This window comes from Rhizobium sp. BK602 (assembly GCF_014195095.1).
Taxonomy (GTDB): Bacteria; Pseudomonadota; Alphaproteobacteria; order Rhizobiales; family Rhizobiaceae; genus Rhizobium.
This window is the reverse complement of the sequence record NZ_JACIBC010000005.1, coordinates 479,550-496,987: the sequence shown is the minus strand read 5'-3', so window position 1 is coordinate 496,987 and position 17,438 is coordinate 479,550. Positions and strand designations below refer to the sequence as shown.

Annotated in this window: 17 protein-coding genes; 8 read left to right on the top strand and 9 right to left on the bottom strand. The window is 61.0% G+C overall.

Annotation, left to right across the window (positions count from 1 at the left end; all coding sequences use genetic code 11):
- Positions 1 to 13 precede the first annotated feature (13 nt).
- The 3 genes from FHX11_RS18875 to FHX11_RS18865 all read right to left on the bottom strand — a co-directional run bounded on the left by FHX11_RS18875 (position 14) and on the right by FHX11_RS18865 (position 3,388).
- A complete protein-coding gene (locus tag FHX11_RS18875) occupies positions 14 to 1,108 on the bottom strand; it encodes an amino acid ABC transporter permease (protein WP_184359324.1) in 1,095 nt (364 codons plus the stop codon).
- Between the two features lie 10 nt (positions 1,109 to 1,118).
- On the bottom strand, positions 1,119 to 2,279 hold the full coding sequence (locus tag FHX11_RS18870; protein WP_184359322.1) for an ABC transporter permease subunit: 1,161 nt from the start codon (positions 2,277 to 2,279) through the stop codon (positions 1,119 to 1,121).
- A 68-nt stretch (positions 2,280 to 2,347) separates the two neighbouring features.
- Positions 2,348 to 3,388: a transporter substrate-binding domain-containing protein gene (locus FHX11_RS18865; protein WP_184359320.1), complete on the bottom strand. Its 1,041-nt coding sequence runs from the start codon at positions 3,386 to 3,388 to the stop codon at positions 2,348 to 2,350.
- 266 nt (positions 3,389 to 3,654) lie between these two features.
- Here FHX11_RS18865 and FHX11_RS18860 point away from each other — a divergent pair, with 266 nt between their 5' ends.
- From FHX11_RS18860 to FHX11_RS18825, 8 genes are all read left to right on the top strand, one after another.
- A complete protein-coding gene (locus FHX11_RS18860) occupies positions 3,655 to 4,629 on the top strand; it encodes a thiamine pyrophosphate-dependent dehydrogenase E1 component subunit alpha (protein ID WP_210292508.1) in 975 nt (324 codons plus the stop codon).
- Complete coding sequence (locus tag FHX11_RS18855; RefSeq protein ID WP_184359316.1) at positions 4,626 to 5,603, top strand: alpha-ketoacid dehydrogenase subunit beta; 978 nt, start codon at positions 4,626 to 4,628, stop codon at positions 5,601 to 5,603. Before FHX11_RS18860 ends, FHX11_RS18855 begins: the two co-directional genes overlap by 4 nt.
- Positions 5,604 to 5,619: 16 nt before the next feature.
- Positions 5,620 to 6,909 carry an alpha/beta fold hydrolase gene (locus FHX11_RS18850; protein WP_184359314.1) on the top strand — a complete coding sequence of 430 codons (1,290 nt, stop codon included), beginning with the start codon at positions 5,620 to 5,622 and terminating at the stop codon, positions 6,907 to 6,909.
- 10 nt (positions 6,910 to 6,919) lie between these two features.
- The gene (gene proC / locus FHX11_RS18845) at positions 6,920 to 7,735 is read left to right on the top strand and encodes a pyrroline-5-carboxylate reductase (protein WP_184359313.1); all 816 of its coding nucleotides are present in this window, start codon (positions 6,920 to 6,922) and stop codon (positions 7,733 to 7,735) included.
- A 24-nt stretch (positions 7,736 to 7,759) separates the two neighbouring features.
- Positions 7,760 to 8,494, top strand: a complete 735-nt coding sequence (locus FHX11_RS18840; protein WP_184359311.1) for an SDR family oxidoreductase — start codon at positions 7,760 to 7,762, stop codon at positions 8,492 to 8,494.
- Positions 8,495 to 8,535: 41 nt separating this feature from the next.
- Entirely contained in the window at positions 8,536 to 8,928 is a 393-nt protein-coding gene (locus FHX11_RS18835) for a Rid family hydrolase (protein WP_184359309.1), read from the top strand.
- 112 nt (positions 8,929 to 9,040) lie between these two features.
- A complete protein-coding gene (locus tag FHX11_RS18830) occupies positions 9,041 to 9,907 on the top strand; it encodes a DMT family transporter (RefSeq protein WP_246781073.1) in 867 nt (288 codons plus the stop codon).
- 149 nt (positions 9,908 to 10,056) lie between these two features.
- A complete protein-coding gene (locus FHX11_RS18825) occupies positions 10,057 to 11,322 on the top strand; it encodes an FAD-dependent oxidoreductase (protein WP_210292507.1) in 1,266 nt (421 codons plus the stop codon).
- 69 nt (positions 11,323 to 11,391) lie between these two features.
- Here the strand turns inward: FHX11_RS18825 and FHX11_RS18820 are convergent, their stop codons facing one another.
- The 6 genes from FHX11_RS18820 to FHX11_RS18795 form a co-directional block, all read right to left on the bottom strand.
- Complete coding sequence (locus FHX11_RS18820; protein ID WP_184359303.1) at positions 11,392 to 12,681, bottom strand: FAD-binding oxidoreductase; 1,290 nt, start codon at positions 12,679 to 12,681, stop codon at positions 11,392 to 11,394.
- A complete protein-coding gene (locus tag FHX11_RS18815; protein ID WP_246781072.1) occupies positions 12,674 to 13,423 on the bottom strand; it encodes an ABC transporter ATP-binding protein in 750 nt (249 codons plus the stop codon). Before FHX11_RS18815 ends, FHX11_RS18820 begins: the two co-directional genes overlap by 8 nt.
- Entirely contained in the window at positions 13,347 to 14,177 is an 831-nt protein-coding gene (locus FHX11_RS18810; RefSeq protein WP_184359301.1) for an ABC transporter ATP-binding protein, read from the bottom strand. Before FHX11_RS18810 ends, FHX11_RS18815 begins: the two co-directional genes overlap by 77 nt.
- Positions 14,174 to 15,169, bottom strand: coding sequence for a branched-chain amino acid ABC transporter permease (locus FHX11_RS18805; RefSeq protein WP_246781071.1), 996 nt, complete (start codon positions 15,167 to 15,169; stop codon positions 14,174 to 14,176). Before FHX11_RS18805 ends, FHX11_RS18810 begins: the two co-directional genes overlap by 4 nt.
- The gene (locus FHX11_RS18800; RefSeq protein WP_184359299.1) at positions 15,169 to 16,119 is read right to left on the bottom strand and encodes a branched-chain amino acid ABC transporter permease; all 951 of its coding nucleotides are present in this window, start codon (positions 16,117 to 16,119) and stop codon (positions 15,169 to 15,171) included. The genes FHX11_RS18805 and FHX11_RS18800 overlap by 1 nt, the downstream gene beginning before the upstream one ends.
- Before the next feature lie 125 nt (positions 16,120 to 16,244).
- Entirely contained in the window at positions 16,245 to 17,354 is a 1,110-nt protein-coding gene (locus FHX11_RS18795) for a branched-chain amino acid ABC transporter substrate-binding protein (protein WP_184359297.1), read from the bottom strand.
- Between the last annotated feature and the right edge of the window lie 84 nt (positions 17,355 to 17,438).

Below are 17,438 nucleotides of genomic sequence, written 5' to 3'. Positions count from 1 at the left end.
ATATTTTCTTTCTTCAGTGAGGTCCGAAGTTCAGCCGGCGTTCAAGATAGGCGCCATAGCGGGAGAGGCTGAAAACGAAGATGAAATAGATGAGGCCGACGAAGACATAGACTTCGAAATAGGCAAACGCCCATTCGCCCGTGCCGTAGGCGGCATGTCCCGATGCCAGGATTTCGAAGAAGCCGATGATGACGATCAGCGAGGTTTCCTTGAAGGTGATGACCAACTGATTGATGGTCGGCGGCAAGGCTCGGCGAAAGGCCTGGGGCAGAATGATCCGGCTCGTTCTCTGCCAATAAGTCAATCCCAGCGCTTTGGCGGCTTCTTCCTGCCCGCCGGGCAGAGACTGTATCCCGCTTCGCAGAATTTCGGCCTGATAGGCGGCGAAGAACAAGGCGAAGCCGATGATGACACGCCAGATCTTGTCGCCCTGCAGCCAATCCGGCAGCAGGAACGGAAAGACCAGCGCCGCCGTGAAGAGAATGCTGACGAGAGGGAGCGAACGAACGCTATCAATCAGGATGCCGCTCGCCCTGGCGATGAGAGGAAGCTCGGACCTGCGCAGCAGCGCGAGCGATATCGCCATCGGCATGCCGATAAGCACGCCGGCGGCGTAGAGGAAGACGGTCAGCGTGAGACCGCCCCACTGGGCTGGCTGGACCTCGGACATGCCAAGGAAGCCCCCGCGCATGAGAAGATAGAAGACCGTAAAACCTCCGCACCAAAGGATTGATAGGCGCAGCGGCTTCCAGAACCATGGAACACACGATAGGAACATCGTCGCCACCATGACGAAGCAGGCAAGGCTGGATCTCCATTGTTCATCATAGGGGAAGAGGCCGAAGATGATGATGCGCCAGCGTTGCTGGATGACGGCCCAGCAAGCGCCTTCGATGTTGCGGCAGACCTGGGATGTGCCGTCGGGCGAGATCCAGACGGCCTTCACGACGGCCCAGCCGAGAACATGATAGGCGATGGTGAGCAGAAATGCCGCGCCGACAAGCGATATGATGACATTCAACGGCGTCTTGAAATACCGCTTGCGAATTCGGCTCCATAGCCCATCCACCGGCCGGGAGGCGGTAATTGCTGGTGATGAGGCGTTCATCGCATCTTCCTCAGGTTCGAAGCTGGTTGCCTTTGAGCGCGATCGCCTTGTTGACCCTGTTGAGGACGAAGGCGAGCGTGTTGTTGATGATCAGGAACCCGGCCATCAGAATGCCGATCAACTCCAAAGTCTGACCACTCTGGTTGATCGAGACCGAGATGACGGAGAAGAAATCGGCGAAGCCGACCGCAATACCGACCGTTGTCGCCTTGAACAGCCAAACATATTGGTTGATGAGCGTTGGCAGGACGGCGCGAAATGCCAGCGGCAGATGCACCCGCGAAAATACCTGCCACGGGGTCAGTCCAAGGGCTTTGGCCGCCTCGACCTGCCCGTGACCGACGGACAGGAAACCGGCGCGGATAATCTCGGCGATATAGGCGCTGCCGTAGATGCCGGCGGCCAGCGCCAAGGCCCCCAGTTCCGGCGGGACGTTGATGCCGCCACGAAAATTGAGACCCTGAAGATGCGGGATGGAAATGAAAGGCGCGTCCGGGAGCCGAGCCCAGGAGACGATGGCCGCGCATGCGATCATCGTCAGTGCCGCGATTGCGCCGAGCAGCAGCCCGCGCCGCTTTACCCGCTTGAAGCGCCGTGCGGTCGACACCCAGGCGCATGCCAGAATTCCGACGACCAGCACCGCAGCCACCACGGCCAGCCATTGACCGTCGATGTTGAAGCTGGGGACGAATATGCCGCGTGCCGAGATGAACACGCTGTCAAGAAACGAATAAGCCATCTTCGGCGGAGGCATGTTCGTCAGCGCCGCATACCAGCAGAGCGCCTGCAATATCAGCGGAATGTTGCGGAAGGTCTCCAGGTACAGTGTTCCGATAGCGTTCAGGACACCGTTGGAAGAAATTCTGAAAACGGCGATCACCAGTCCCGCGACGTTTGCAAAGAGGATGATGATTGCGCCGAGGAACAATGAATTGAGGATGCCGACCCAGATCATCCTCATGTAGCTATCGAACGGATCGAACGGGACGAGCGAAAAGCCGATCTGGAAGCCGGTCGACTTGGACAGAAACGCGAAGCCGCTGATCATCCCCAACTGGGTCATCCTGTAATTGGCTTCGGCGATCGCGCCGACGACAACGAGGACGACAACGACGGCAAAGACGATCTGAATGAACGTGCTTCGGCTTTTTCTGTTCTTCAACAAGTGCATTTCGTGCCGCTCCACAGTGGAGGGTGACCGCCAGCAGCATGGCGCCGGCGGTCACGCGGGAGGACGTATCAGTCGAGGACCAGCGGATAGAGGATGCCGCCATCCCTCACGAGAGCGTTGACGCCGCGTGCGACTTTGTACGGGGAATCCTTACCGATATTGCGATCCCACATTTCCGAAGAGTTGCCGACCGTCTTGATGACGTTGTAGGCCCAGTTGTCGTCTAGGCCGAGCGGCGCGCCCATGCCGGGCGCGGCACCCAAGAGCTTGGCGATCGCTGGGCTCGGCGGTGCAGCCTTCATCTTGTCGACATTGGCGCTTGTGACGCCATTCTGCTCGGCGAGCAGCAGGGCGGTTTCGACCCAATTGGCGATATCGACCCAGTTGTCGTCGCCCTGGCGCATGACGATGCCGACCGGTTCGGCGGAAAGAACGTCGGGGAGGATGACATAGTCATCGGCGTTCTTGGCTTCCGTCGCGCGAACGACGCCCAGCTGAAGATCCCATTCCATCATGGCGTCGCAGCGGCCGGCGAGGAATGCCGCATTCGACTCTTCGGTCTTCTCGAACGGAATGACCTTGATCTTGTAGCCGTTCGCCGCTTCGTGGTCGACAACATAGCGTTCCATCGTCGTGCCGGTCGGCAGGCAAAGCGTGCCGCCGTCGAGTTCCTTGGCGGTCTTGATGCCGGAGTCCTTACGGACCATGTAGTGGATCGACGCCATCATATACGGCATCGCGAACTGGCCGTGAATTTCGGTATCGCGGCTGAAGGTCCAGCCGGACGACTTGATGACCATGTCGATCTCGCCCGACTGCAGGGAAGGCCAACGCTGCGCCCAACTGGTCGGCTTGATGTCGAGGTGTCCCTGCCAGTTGCCGAAGATCGCGGTCGAGATCGCGCGGCACATGTCTATGTCGAAGCCCTTCCAATTTCCTTTGTCATCGACTTCGGCCATGCCCATGTAGGAGCCGTTGTGGCCGGTGCAGGAAAGCGACCCTCGGGCTTTCACCTTCTTCAGCGTATCGCCGTATTCGGCATGGGCCGGCGCGGCCGCAAGCAAGGCCATCGAGGCCAATGCGGTTACAATTGTCAGCTTGATGGACATGTCATTCCCCTTTGTTGTGAGCTTAAAACGGACCGTTCTCGGTCAATTTTGTTATATGATATATAATGGAGCTGAGTTTTGATTTTTGTCCAGACGGATTCCGTTCAGCAAGAATAAATTTTTTATCATGTTGATTTATAATGACTTTAATAGATTTCTCGACGGAATCTCTCGCTTCCTGTGTTCGAGATACAAAAAAAGAAATTGCGGATCGTTTTACATATGATACTTGTTATAACAAAATGGTTTTGTGGGGATTCATGTTGATGAGGAATGCGCCGTCCACGGACGAACTTAAGGAAATCCACCGTAAGATGGTGGTGACACGCGAGCTCGAGGAAGTGCTTGGTGCTTATGCCAAGGAGGGGAAGACCCGCGGTCCCATCCATCGCTGCGATGGTCAGGAAGCCGTCGGTGTTGCCGCCTGTGCCGCCTTGCGTGCGGACGATTATGTCTGCACCACGCATCGTGGTCATCATGTCTATGTCGGCAAGGGCCTGACGACACGCGGCATCATCGCGGAAATCTTCGGCCGCGAAACCGGCTACTGCAAGGGACGCGGCGGCCACATGCTGCTCGGCGATGTGACGACCGGCATGCTTGGCGGCAATGCGATCGTCGGTGCCGGCATTCCGGCGGCGACCGGCATGGCACTATCGATCCAGCTTCTCAAGCAGGATCGCGTCGCCATGGTCGTCTTCGGCGATGGCGCCGCTCAGACCGGCATTTGTCATGAGGCCATGAACATGGCCGGCCTCTGGAAACTTCCCGTCATTTTCCTGCTGGAAAACAATCAATACGGTCTGACGGTGCGCCAGGAGGTTCAGTCGCCTGTGCAGGATCTCAGCATTCGCGCGGCCGGCTACGGCATGCCGGGCGAGATTGTCGATGGCAACGATGCCGAGGCCGTCTACCGCTCGGTCGCTGCCGCCGCCGAACGCGCGCGCCGCGGCGAGGGGCCGACGCTGATCGAAGCCAAGACCTATCGCGTGAAGGGCTTCTCGACGTCCGATATGGGAGGCTACCAGTCCGAGGAGGAGGTCCAGCCGTGGTTGGACCGGGATCCGATCAAGCTGTCCGCTGAGAAGCTGGCGGCGCTCATCGGCGCGGAAGCGGTTCAGGCCATCGACGCGTCCGCGCGATCCGAAGTTGCCAGGGCCTTTGAGACGGCGCTCTCCGACCCGTTCCCAACGTTTGAAATTCATGCTGCCTCGGCCGCCTATTCGGAGACTGTGCAATGACGGTGATGCGCTATGCGGAGGCGTTGAATGCCGCCCTGAAAGAAGAGATGCGGCGTGATCCGAGCGTCTTCCTCTTCGGTGAGGACCTCGGTCGATATGGCGGTGTGTTCAAGGTCTCGAAGGGGCTGCGCGAGGAGTTCGGCGACGCTCGCGTGCGGGACACACCGATCTCCGAGCAGGCTCTGACCGCCATGGCGGTGACCGCGGCCATGAGCGGCACGAGACCGATCCTGGAAATCATGTATGCCGACTTCCTGCCGCTGACCCTCGATGCACTCGTCAACCAGGCCTCGGTCTTCTCCTATCTCTGGGAAGGGCAGGTCGACATTCCATTCGTGCTTCGCACCCAGGGCGGTGGCGGTGTCGGAACTGGCGCACAGCACGCCAAAAGCCTGGACGCGATGATCTGCCATATCCCGGGCCTCAAGGTCGTTGCCCCCGCGACGGCTGCCGATGCGAAGGGCCTGCTGAAGTCGGCGATACGCGATGCCCAGCCGGTCATCTTCCTGGAACACAAGCTCCTCTATAATACCCGCGGCGAAGTTTCGGACGACGCCAACGAACTCGTTCCGATCGGCAAGGCAAAGACGGTCGTCGAAGGGCGCCATGTTTCGATCTTCGCCACGTCCAAGATGGTCATCGAGGCGGAGAACGCGGCCGGGCTGCTGGCTCGCGAGGGCATCGAAGCCGAAGTCATCGATCTGCGCACGCTGCGGCCGCTCGATCTCGATGCGATCCGTACATCCGTCGCCAAGACGAACCATGCCGTTGTCGTCAACGAGGGCTGGACCTTCTGCGGCTATGCCTCCGAACTGTCGGCTACCATCATGGAATATTGCTTCGACGATCTGGATGCGCCCGTCGCGCGCGTCGCCATGCCCGATATGGCGATACCCTATTCGGAGCCGCTCGAAATGGCGGTCCTGCCGAATGCCGCGAAGATCGCGGCGGCGGCGAAGAAGACATTGGCCTAGAGATCGGGAGGCGAAGATGGCAGTCCCGATCAGCGCGGGCGCGGTCGCCGGCGAATATATGGAAACCTTCGTGATCCTGGAATGGCGGGTCTCGAAGGGGCAGACGGTGGCGGCCGGCGATGTGCTCCTGACCATCGAGACGGCCAAGGCGGCGGTCGAGATCGAGGCGCCGTGCGATGGCGTCGTCAGCGCGGTGTTCGCCGAAGCCAACAGCGAGGTGCCGGCGACGGCCGTTCTTTGCCTTATAGGTGCCGATGCGGCCGATATCGCTTACGAGGACGGCAATGACGGCGAACAATCGGTCAAACCGGCGTCTGAAGAGATGTTGGCAGCCCGGACGCCGGATACGGACCGAAAGCCGGCGGCAAGTTCCCGGATCGTCGCAAGTCCGGCCGCGCGGCGCGCGGCGCGCGCCGCCTCGTTGGACCTGGCGCGTGTTTCCGCGACCAGTCCTTCCGGGCGCATCAAGCTGCGCGATGTCGCGCGGATGCTGGAAAGCGTCCAAAGCCCGATCGCGTCGCCACAGGCGTTCCTGGCCGATGAAGCCGGTCCGCTCAAGATCCATGTGAGCGGCACGCAGACGGGCGATCCGATCTTCCTCATCCATGGCTTCGCCAGCGATTCTCTCTCGTGGTATCCGCTGGAACGGGAGCTGCGGAAATCGCATCCTGTCTATCGGCTCGATCTGCCGAACCATGGCGCTTCCCCGAAACGGCGGATCGGCGGCTTTGCCGACCTCGTTCGGGAGGTGCGCGCCGCTTTCGACACGCTCGGGCTCGAGAAGGCGCATGTCATCGGCCATTCGCTCGGCGGCGCTCTGGCGATCGCCCTGGCCGACACCCGCGAGCGCCAAATCGCGTCCCTGTCGCTGCTTGCGCCCGGCGGGCTTGGGCCGAAGGTGAACGGCGATTTCATCAGAGGCATCGCCGGCGCCTCGAAGCCGGAGAGCCTCGAGGCGTGGCTGAAAGTCATGGTTCACGACCCGTCAAAAATCGATCAGGCCTTCGTAAGGGCGGCCTTTGCCGCAAGGACCGATCCGGTTCTCCGTGCGTCGCAGGCACTGATGGGCGAGACGCTGTTCGCCGATAGCACGCAAGGCTTCGATCTCAAGGCGGCGCTGCATCGCATCGTATGCCCGACGCGCATCATCTGGGGCCGTAACGACGCCGTGCTCGAATGGCGAGATGTCCTGCGTGCGCCGGGCCGCATGGGGCTGCATCTTCTCGAGGATGTCGGGCACGTCCCGCAGATGGAGGCCTCGGAACTTGTGCTTGAGATCATCACCGCGTTGATCAGATCGGTTTGAGAGAAAGATCATGTCGAACGAACTTGTCCTGATCGGCTGTGGCAACATGGGTCATGCGATGTTGCGCGGCTTCCTGCGCGAGGCCCCCGGACTGGTCGCCCATGTGGTGGAGCCGATCGATGCATTGCGCGAGCGCGCCGCTCTTGCGGGCGCCCATGCCGTTGCCACCGTGGCGGAACTCCCCTCGGATCTGCAGCCCGGTATTGTCGTCATCGCCGTGAAGCCCAATCTCGTCGAGACCGTGTTGAAGGACTGCGCGCGCCTGGCGGCGAGTGGAACGATATTCCTTTCCATCGCCGCCGGGGTCACCACCGATCGGATGGCGCGGCACCTGCCGCCGGGCGTGGCGATCGTCCGCTGCATGCCGAACACGCCGGCGGCCATCGGCGAGGGCATGCTGGCGGTTTACGCCCGCGAAGGCTTGACGCGGACGGCGCGCGACCTGGTCACCACGCTATTGCAGGCATCGGGTGCCGTCGCGTGGTTCGATTGCGAAGCGGAGATGGATGCGGTCACTGCAATCTCCGGATCGGGCCCGGCCTATGTGTTCCATTTCATAGAAGCGCTGACCGCAGCAGGGATCGCACTGGGGCTCTCCCCGGAAAACGCGTCTCTTCTCGCGAAGCAGACCGTCAAGGGGGCGGGCCGCCTTGCCGCCGAGGCGAGCGACGGCCCCGGGACGCTGCGCGAGCAGGTCACCAGCCCCGGCGGGACGACCGCCGCCGCGCTGGACATCTTGATGGCCAACGATCGCACCATCCGCCTTGTCGCGGAAGCGACCAAGGCCGCCCGCGAGCGGAGCATCGCGCTTGGCAAGACTGCTTGAAAACTGATTTTGAGGGAACGAAAAATGATTAGCTTGATAACCGGTGGCGCTCAGGGAATTGGTTTCGCGACCGCAGAATATCTCGTCCGCAAGGGCGGAAAAGTTTGCTTGATGGATCGCGCCGGTCTGAGCGAGGCAGCCGAGAAGCTGAAGGGCGATGTCATCGTCATCGAAGGCGACGTGACCAATGCCGCCGAGGTCGATGAAGCGGTCAGCCGCACCGTCGCCGAATTCGGCGGCCTCGACACGCTCGTCACCGCGGCCGGGATCGTTACGGTCGAGCCGGCCATCGACGTTTCGGCGGAAGCCTTCCTCAAGATGATGTCCGTCAATGTTCTCGGCAGCTTCCTGCCGGCACAGAGTGCCGCCCGCCACATGAGCGTGAATGGCGGTGGAAACATCACCTTCATCGGCTCGGTCTATGGCTCGGTCGGCGCGCCGAAGCGGACGGCCTATTGCGCGTCCAAGGGTGCGGTCCACAACATGATGCAGTCGCTTGCCGTCGAATGGGGGCCGCTTGGGATCCGCGTCAATGCCGTCGCGCCGACCGGAGTGCGTACGCCGATGATCCAGGCGCTGATCGACAAGGGTCAGTACAACATGCAGGGCGTTCGCAACCGGACGCCGCTTGGCAGGATCGCCGAGCCGGAAGAGGTCGCCGCCGCGGTGGCATTCCTGTCCTCGCCGGAGGCCTCGATGATCCATGGCATCGTGCTGCCCGTGGACGGCGGCTGGATCGCCAATGGTTATACCTGGTGAGAAACCGTTCCGACTTCATTTCAGCAAAGAAAGGTTGAGCAATGACCAAGCGCATTAATATTTCTTCCGGTTCCTCGTTCGAGAAGGCCTATGGCTATTCCCGCTGCGTCAAGGTCGCCGACACGGTCTATGTCTCCGGCACCGTCGGCATCAACTTCCAGACCGGCGAGTGCAGTACCGATCCGATCGAACAGCTTCGTCAGGTCATCCGCAACATCGAGCCCTGGCTGGAAAAGGCCGGCGCATCCTTGAAGGATGTCGTCCAGATTACGACCTACGTTACCTCCGCCGAGGTCTTTGCCGCGATCGGTCCGACGCTGAAGGAGATCTTCGGCGATATCCTGCCGACGAACGCTGCACTCGTCGTGCAATTCCCGGTGCCGAACGTGAAGGTCGAAATCTCCGCCACCGCCGTCGTCGGCTGCGGTGCGTGATTGACCGCTGCCGGCCCGGCCGGCGGCACTCCCCTTCATCCTTGCGAGCTACGTTCAGGCGTTCGACATGCTGCGTGAATCCCTACGTCCCGAAAGCCCGCATGCCTTCGCGATGGGCATCGGACTGACGCTACTCGGATATTTCCTGTTCGCAGTGAACGATGTCGTGGCCAAGTTCATGGTCACGACGTTCGGTGTCGCGCAGGTCCTGACGATAAGGGCGGTAGGAGGTCTTCTGATCCTTCTGCCGCTGGCCTTCATAAAGGACGAGAAGCCGTTTCGAAGCGTCAACGTCCCGTTTGTGCAGGCGCTCCGTGCAACGCTGATCACCGTCGATACGTCCCTGTTCTACGCGGCGGTTGTCTATCTGTCGCTTGCAGACGTCATGACCTTCTACATGGCCGGGCCTATTTACATGACCGTCGCCTCGCGCCTTGTTCTTGGCGAGCGGGCCGGATGGCGCCGGTGGAGTGCGGTTCTGCTGGGATTTGCCGGTGTGCTGATCGCGCTCCGGCCATCCAGCTCCACGATGTCGGCTCCGGCACTGCTCGCATGCCTGGGTGGCATCGCCTCGGCCGTCACCGTCGTGCTGAACCGATATCTGGCCGGCACGAAGGATACGACGCTTGGCATCTACCAGGGGATAGGATCGCTGGTGCTGGCGGGCGCAGTTGCGATCTTCCACTGGCAGCCGGCGACGCCGCGCGAATTGGTCGGAATGCTCGTTCTCGGTTTCATCGGCGCCGTGGCACATCTCGTGGTGACCCGTTCGCTCAAGCTTGCGCCGGTGAACGTGCTTGCACCGTTCCAGTACTCGCTGTTGCTCTGGGGCATGATTTTCGGAGTCGTCTTCTTCAACGACATGCCTGACATCCAGATGATTGTCGGTGCAGCGATTATCGTTGTGGCCGGCGTGTTCATCTCCCATCGCAAGGCAAAGAAAGGAGAGCAGGTTGCTCTCTCCGTCGATCTGCCTTGATCTTCTCGACCCGGCGACCGCCGACCCGATCAGATGCCGGCTGACGTTTTATTGACCGCAATAGTCTCATCAATCCAATGAAGGTCCGTTCGATGCCTATGACAAGCCCGATTGATCCCACGATGCAAGGAGTTGCATGGACGAAGACGATGCAGGAAGAGGTCCAGGACTATCCTCGTCTGATCGGAGAGGAGACCGCGGACATCGCAATCGTTGGCGGCGGCTATTGCGGAATGAATGCTGCGATCCATGCCGCAGCCAAGGGGCTCAAGGTTGCCCTGATCGAGGCTGGCCGCATCGGTAACGGCGCCTCTGGCCGCAACGGCGGCATTTGCGTGCCGCAGTATCCGGGGGCTATACCGCCATCCGTCGTCGAGGGTGTCGTCGGCAAGAAGAAGGGGGAGGCGCTCGCCGCCCTGGTTTCGGGCGGCGCGGATGCCGTCTATCGGCAGATCGAGGCGTTTCAGATCCAATGCTCCGCTGTCCAGAACGGCTGGATGCAGCCGGCCCATTCCGATGCAGCGATGCAGCGCGCCCGCAAGGTTTTCGATGAATGGAAGGCGCTTGGGGCATCCGTCACCTGGCACTCGTCCGCTGATGTGACCGACCGGCTCGGTGCGAGGGGATATCTCGGCGGCTGGTCGAATTCACAGGGCGGCACGCTCAACCCCTACAGCCTTGCGGTCGGACTTGCCCGTGTCGCGCTGGCGCGCGGGGTCCGGATCTTCGAACACAGCGCGGTCACCAGCGTCGAGGAGACGGAAAGCGGCGTCAGGCTCCGCAGCAATGGAGGCACCGTTCTGGCACGCTCGGTCCTTTTTGCGACGAATGCCTATACCGGCGACTTTCTCCCCGGCGTTCAGAAGTCGGCTGTTCCGGTCTATCTCTACCATGTGACAACGAAGCCGCTTCGCGAGAGCGTGCGCCAGCAAATCCTCAAGTCGGGCATCTGCTTCACCGATCTCAGAAAATCCGGCGGCTTCGGAAGGCTCGATAGCGAAGGCCGATTGATGTCCGGCGGCGCCGTGTTCGCCTTCGGCGATCGCGTCGGCTATGGCAAGAAGCATGCTCATGCCCGTATGAAGATGCTGTTCCCAGCCATCACGGACGAGGACACCGAACTCGATTCCTATTGGGAAGGATATTGCGCCGTCACCGACGCGTATCTGCCGCATGTCCTGCGGATCGGGAGGAATGTATTCTCCCTTGGCGGTTTCTCGACGCGCGGCATCAATCTCGCGCATAATCTCGGACGCCTGATGGGTGAGTTCCTGGCCGGCGCCAGGGAGCTGGACGAGATACCGGTGAATGTCTTCGACCGCAGGCACGACGTTCCACTTTGGGCGATCAAGGCCAGGGTCGCGCGCCTGATCTTCCCCTATTACCAGCTCAAAGACCGGCTCGGCTTGACGTGATGCACAGAGCCTGCCGCCGGCATGTTTTCAACGAAACACATCCGGCATAAGCCGAGCTGTTGCTGTCCCTCAAGTCTTGCTGTCCTTGTATCGGTTCCAGGCATGCGTGCGGTTCGCCACCTGGACGGCAATCGGGTGGAAGGGAACGGGGCGCATATCGGTCACCGGAAGCGGCATCTGATCGTCGGTGCGGCAACCGGCGGCCCAGCGGCCGATTTCCTGGCCGAGCGACATGGACAGGGCCACGCCCCGGCCGGAATAGACGCCACCGAAGACGACGCCGGGCGCAAGGCGGAAGAGGCGGGGACGAAAATCCGGCACGACGGCGAATGTCCCATGCCAGTATTCGTTGATCACAGGCTTGCCGCCGAAAGCCTTGAAGGCCTTCCCCAGCAGGTCTGCGACCTTGGCGCGGCCGCGCTCGGCCTCGTTGTTCCAGAACGTGTGGGTGCCGCCGCTGACCAGCCGATTGTCGACGTCATAGTGGAAGTACCTGAGATCGTTGCGCATGTCGGAGACCGCCGGATTGCCGACGAGGATCTGGCTGCGCAGCTGTTCGGGGAGCGGGTCGGTCGCCGCCTGGAAGACCTTGAACGGAATCAGCGTCCGTTTCAGGCCAGGCCAGATGTCGTTGGTCAGTGCGTTGGTCGCAAGGACGACCTGAGGTGCGGTTACGCTGCCGGATGCGGTGTGGACACGCCATCCGCCTTGCACCTTCTCCATCCGCAGCGCGCGGGAATTCTCGAAAATCCTGACGCCTTCGTTTTCCAAGGCTCCGGCGAGGCCGACGGTCATGGCGAAGGGATTGATGTGGCCGGAATTGTGCACGATCCAGCCGCCGAGGTACGGACTGCCGATGCGCGCGGTCACCTCGTCGCGGTCGAGCCAGGAGACATCGGCGCCGAATGCCTTCCACTCGTCATGGAACTGCCGGGCGCGCGCCAATGTCTTCTCGGTGTGGGCGGGCTGAATCCAGCCCTCCTGCACCTGATGGGCATTGATGCCGAAACGCTGCATGAGCCCGAAGGCGACCCCGGCCGCCTGGGCGACCATCCGATTGTAGCGCTCACCGACCTGCTTGCCGTAGGTCGCTTCGAATTCCGAAGGCGAAGCCTTGGAATGATGCGAGATGACCAGGCCGTTGTTGCGTCCGGAGGCGGAGGAGCCGATCTCGTTGCCCTCCAGCATGATGACATCGACGCCGCTGTCGCGCGCGCCGAGCGCCGATGCCATGCCGGTAAAGCCGCCGCCGACCACCAGCACGTCGGTCTTGAGATCACCCTCGAGGCTGGGGGCCGTCGTGCGGGGCCTTGCGGTTTTTCGCCAGAGGTGTGGCGTCTTCCAGTCGACGTCAAACATGAATGGTCCCCTCGGTGGCGCCGCCGAGATAAAGGTCCCCGATATCGGAATGTTCGGCGAGTTCCTGCGCCGGCCCATGCAGGCGCACGCGCCCCGTGTTGAGCAGATAGGCGTAGTCTCCGCATTCCAGCGCCAACTGCACATTCTGCTCCACCAGCAGGATGGAGATGCCGGATTTCGACAGATCGAGAATGATGTAGAAGATCTGCTGGATGATCTTCGGCGCAAGACCGAGCGACGGCTCGTCGAGCATCAGCAGCTTCGGCTCGGCCATCAGCGCACGGCCGATGGCGAGCATCTGCTGCTGGCCGCCAGACATGCGGCTCGCCATGCCGTTGCGGCGCTCCTTCAGGATCGGAAACAGGTCGAAGACCTCGCTTCTGAGGGTCTCGAAGCTCTTGCCGCCGCGACCGACATGGGCGGCGACCAGGTTTTCTTCCACCGTCAGGCGCTGGAAGATCTGCCGGCCCTCGGGGCAATGGGCAAGACCCATGCGAACGACCTGTTCCGGCCGGGCGCCGGTGATGGATTTGCCATCGAATTCGATGGTCCCGGCCGTTGCGCGGGCCACGCCGGAGATGGAGTTGAGCAGGGTGGTCTTGCCGGCGCCGTTCGGTCCGAGGATGACGACGATCTCGCGCTCGTCGACCTCGAGATCAACGCCTTCAAGAACGCCGACGCGCCCGTATCCCGAGCTGAGCCCGGCGATCTTGAGCAGCGGCCTTGATGTCGTCGATGTCATTGGCGGTTCCTAGGTAGGCAAGTTGAACATCGGAGCTCGCCTGGACTTCGGCGGGCGTCCCTTGAAAAAGCAGTTTGCCATGATGCATCACGACGATGCGGTCGCACAGCGTCATGACCAGATCCATGTCGTGCTCGACGATGATCATGACGCGCTCAGGTGATCTGAGCTCGGCGAGTTTGGCCGTCAGTTCGGCGGTCTCGTGATGGTTGAGGCCGGCCGCCGGCTCATCCAGCAGCAGGACGCGCGGATTGGTGACGAGCGCTCGGGCGATTTCGAGCATCCGCTGCCGGCCATAGGGCAGGCTGCCTGCCTCGGCGTTCGCATATGCCTGCAGGTTGAAGAAGGAGAGAAGCTGCATGCAGGCCTCGCGCCGGCGAGCTTCCTTCCGGGCGGCGAAGGGAGGCCAAAGGACCTCCTTCCACGTTTGTGCGACCTCTTGCGGATAAAAGCAGACCTCGAGATTCTCGAGCGCCGTCATCTGATCGAAGAGGCGAATGTTCTGGTAGGTGCGCGCGATTCCCGCATTGGCGATCTGGTATTTCTTCAGGCCGCTGAGTCTTCGGTTATCGAGACTGATCGATCCCGCCGAAACGGAGTAGGAGCCGGCCGTCATGTTGATCAGTGTCGACTTGCCGGCACCGTTCGGTCCGATCACCCCATGGATCATACCGGGCTCGAAATGCGTCGACACATCGTCGATCGCGACGTTGTTGCCATATTGCTTGCGCAGATTTTCAAAGACGAGGGTCATTTTCCGAAGAGTCCTCGAACAAGTTTCTCCGGTCCGAAGGTCCGAGGCACGATGCCGGCCGGCCTGAGGATGATCAGCACGATCATCAGAAGACCAAGGAAGAGGATGCGCCATTCGGCGAATTCCCTAAGCACTTCGGGGAGGAGGATCAGAATGGCGGCACCCAGGATAACGCCGAGAATGTTACCGATGCCGCCCACGACGATCATCAGCACGATCAGCACCGATTCCTGCAGCGAAAAGCTCTCGGGACTGACGAAGCGCTGCGAGGCCGCAAAAATGACGCCGGCGATCGCACCGATGGTTGCGGAGGTCGCAAAGGCCGCGAGCTTGGCGTTCGTCGTATTGATGCCGATACCGCGCGCGGCGTCCTGATCCTCGCGAATGGCCGCCCAAGCCTTGCCGAGGATGGAGCGTTCCATGCGCCATACCAACGTGGCGACAACGACGACGACGATGAGGAGCAACCAGTAGAAATCGACCGGTCTGGAAATCTCCAGTCCGAAGATCGAGGCCTTGTCGAGGCGGGCAATACCCTTCGGACCGCCCGTCAGCCAATCGATGTTATTGACCAGGATCCTGATGATTTCGCCGAAGCCCAGCGTGACGATCGCGAGATAATCGCCACGCAGTTTCAAAACCGGGAGGCCAAGGAGGATGCCTGTGATCATGCCGAGAGCGGCTGCGATAACGATGATGAGCAGGAAAGGAAGGTGCAATCCGAGCTGCGGGCTTGCGAGCAGCCCGTAGGTATAGGCTCCGACGGCATAGAAGGCGACGAAACCCAGATCGAGCAAGCCGGCGTAACCGATGACGATGTTCAGCCCGATGCCAAGCAGGATATAGATCAGCAGGCCGTTGGCCACACGCACGTAGTAGTTGGACATGAAGGGCGTGGCAACGACGAGCGCCACGACAAGCGCAAGAACGAGCCAGGGAATAAGCCTGCCGCCGCGCATCGCCGCATGAATGGTGGTATCGGCCGACGACATCAGAATTCCCTCTTGTAGACCATGCTCTCCTCGGAGATTGGTTCGCCGAGTATGCCTGCGGGGCGGACGAGAAGAACGAGAATGAGAATGGCGAAAGCAAGCACGTCGCGATATTCCGTGCCGAGCAACCCGCCGGAGACGATGGGAAGCAGGGCTGTTCCGGCCACTTCGACGAAAGCGAGGATGAAGGCGCCCAGCATCGCGCCGGGAATGGATCCGATGCCGCCGAGGATGGCGGCCGTGAAGGCTTTCAGACCGATGACGGCCCCCATCGTCGGCGACATGATGCCATAATAGCTGGCATAGAGGATGCCACCTGCTGCGCCGAGCAACGGACCAGAGAAAAACACCAGGGAAATCGCCAGGTTTACATTGATGCCGAGCAGTTGCGCCGTTTGACGACTTTCAGATACGGCGCGGACGATGATGCCCGCCCGGCTGCGATTGACCAATGCGTAGAGGGCAAACATCAGCACGAAAGCAGCAATCAGAATACCGATCTGTACCAACGTCACCGTTCCTCCAAGCACATTCATGCGCGTGGCCGGAAAGAAGCCTGGGAAGGCGACGGGCTGCGGTCCCGCCAGGATCTGCACGGCGGTGACCAGCGAGAGCGAAACGCCGAGCGACGACAGCATGGGTGCAAGACGGTTCGAGTTGCGCAACGGCTTGTAGGCCAGGCGCTCGATAGCGACGCCGATGAGACCGACGACCACGACCGCGGCAAAGAAGGCCATTGTCAGCGCGAAGGCACCGGCGCCGCCGACATTTCCTATGACGAGCGAAAGGCCGAGGAAGGCTGCGTAAGCTCCCAGCATGAACATTTCGCCGTGGGCGAAATTGATCATGCGCAAGACGCCGTAGACCATCGTATAGCCGAGGGCGATCAAGGCATAAATCGAGCCGATCGTCAGGGCGTTGAACGTCTGTTGAATAATTGTTCCGAGCATTGTTGTCCCGTCCGCGAGCGCCGCAATGGCGAGGATAGGAAATGCGTGGCCGTATGTCTCTCACATTGGCCGTGCCACGCGTCGAAGGAGTCTGGTCGGCTTTGGCCGACCAGACTCGGCGTGACTTATTTTGTGCCGAGGAGAGCGAATTTGTCGCCGTCGACCTTGTAGAGATAGGACGGCGCGACCTTCAACTCGCCCTTGTCGTCGAATTCGAGATGGCCGATCGCGGTATCGACTTTCACATTGTGAAGCGCGGTGTTCATATCGTCGCGGGTCAAGCCTTTGGCGCTCTTCAGCACGGCCTCGAGTATCTGTCCCTGGACATAGCCGTAGATGGAATAGGGGCCGGCGTCGGAACCATATTTCGCCTTATATTCCTTGGCGAAATCGGCAATCGCCGGCGTTGCATCCAGAGGTGGGGCCTGCACGGCGACAGTCGCGCCCTGAACGTTGCTTTGGCCCGCTTGGGAAATGAAGTCAGGCGTGTAGCCGCCGTCCGGAACCATGAGTGTCGCCTTGACGCCCTGTTCGTGCATCTGCTTGGCGAAGAGCGCCAGCTGCGGCATGACCGCACCGAGATAAATCACGTCCGGCTTCTTGGTCTTGATCTGCGCGAGCACGGCAGTGAAGTCGACATCGGTTGGCGCGACGGACAGGGTATCGAGCAGCTTGCCGCCGCCGGCGGTAAAGTTCTTCCCGAAGATCTCCGAAATGCCCTGGCCGAATACCTGCTTGTCGTTGACGACGACAGCGGTCTTCGCGCCCAGTTTCTGTAGCGCATATTCGGCCGGAAGCAGCGCGCCGGCGAAATCGTTTGCAACGGGGCGGACCATGAATTTGTAGCCCTGCTGCGTGAGCGCGGGATTGGACCCGAAGGTCATGGTGGGCAGTGAGCAATCCTCATAGATCGGCAGGGTGGACTGGGCGACACCGGAATTGAAGTTCACCAGGCCGATGACAACGGCGTCGTTGTCGCAAAACTTCTGCGCCACCAGAGTTCCCTGACGCGGATCGGCTTGATCGTCCTCCTGAGCGATCTTGACGGTGACACCGTTGGCGCCGCCGGCCGCATTCAGCTTGTCGATATAGAGTTTGAAACCGTTATGCCATGTCGAGCCAAAATAGGCCTGAGGTCCGGACAACGGGCCGGCAAGCCCAATGGTGATGTCCTTGGCTAATGCCGGCGTGGCAACAAGCGCTGCGCCGAGCGCGAGCGAGGCGATGAACTTCATAATGTTCCCCTTTGTTCGTATCTGATCGCGTTCGACAGGCCGTTCAGGTCTTCTTGTCGATATCGGACATGGAAGCAGACAATT

Excerpts from the sequence above, each read along its gene's own strand:
- FHX11_RS18875 (WP_184359324.1), bottom strand. The coding sequence starts at position 1,108 with ATGAACGCCTCATCACCAGCAATTACCGCCTCCCGGCCGGTGGATGGG.
- FHX11_RS18870 (WP_184359322.1), bottom strand. The coding sequence starts at position 2,279 with ATGCACTTGTTGAAGAACAGAAAAAGCCGAAGCACGTTCATTCAGATC.
- FHX11_RS18865 (WP_184359320.1), bottom strand. The coding sequence starts at position 3,388 with ATGTCCATCAAGCTGACAATTGTAACCGCATTGGCCTCGATGGCCTTG.
- FHX11_RS18860 (WP_210292508.1), top strand. The coding sequence starts at position 3,655 with ATGAGGAATGCGCCGTCCACGGACGAACTTAAGGAAATCCACCGTAAG.
- FHX11_RS18855 (WP_184359316.1), top strand. The coding sequence starts at position 4,626 with ATGACGGTGATGCGCTATGCGGAGGCGTTGAATGCCGCCCTGAAAGAA.
- FHX11_RS18850 (WP_184359314.1), top strand. The coding sequence starts at position 5,620 with ATGGCAGTCCCGATCAGCGCGGGCGCGGTCGCCGGCGAATATATGGAA.
- proC (WP_184359313.1), top strand. The coding sequence starts at position 6,920 with ATGTCGAACGAACTTGTCCTGATCGGCTGTGGCAACATGGGTCATGCG.
- FHX11_RS18840 (WP_184359311.1), top strand. The coding sequence starts at position 7,760 with ATGATTAGCTTGATAACCGGTGGCGCTCAGGGAATTGGTTTCGCGACC.
- FHX11_RS18835 (WP_184359309.1), top strand. The coding sequence starts at position 8,536 with ATGACCAAGCGCATTAATATTTCTTCCGGTTCCTCGTTCGAGAAGGCC.
- FHX11_RS18830 (WP_246781073.1), top strand. The coding sequence starts at position 9,041 with ATGGGCATCGGACTGACGCTACTCGGATATTTCCTGTTCGCAGTGAAC.
- FHX11_RS18825 (WP_210292507.1), top strand. The coding sequence starts at position 10,057 with ATGCAGGAAGAGGTCCAGGACTATCCTCGTCTGATCGGAGAGGAGACC.
- FHX11_RS18820 (WP_184359303.1), bottom strand. The coding sequence starts at position 12,681 with ATGTTTGACGTCGACTGGAAGACGCCACACCTCTGGCGAAAAACCGCA.
- FHX11_RS18815 (WP_246781072.1), bottom strand. The coding sequence starts at position 13,423 with ATGACATCGACGACATCAAGGCCGCTGCTCAAGATCGCCGGGCTCAGC.
- FHX11_RS18810 (WP_184359301.1), bottom strand. The coding sequence starts at position 14,177 with ATGACCCTCGTCTTTGAAAATCTGCGCAAGCAATATGGCAACAACGTC.
- FHX11_RS18805 (WP_246781071.1), bottom strand. The coding sequence starts at position 15,169 with ATGTCGTCGGCCGATACCACCATTCATGCGGCGATGCGCGGCGGCAGG.
- FHX11_RS18800 (WP_184359299.1), bottom strand. The coding sequence starts at position 16,119 with ATGCTCGGAACAATTATTCAACAGACGTTCAACGCCCTGACGATCGGC.
- FHX11_RS18795 (WP_184359297.1), bottom strand. The coding sequence starts at position 17,354 with ATGAAGTTCATCGCCTCGCTCGCGCTCGGCGCAGCGCTTGTTGCCACG.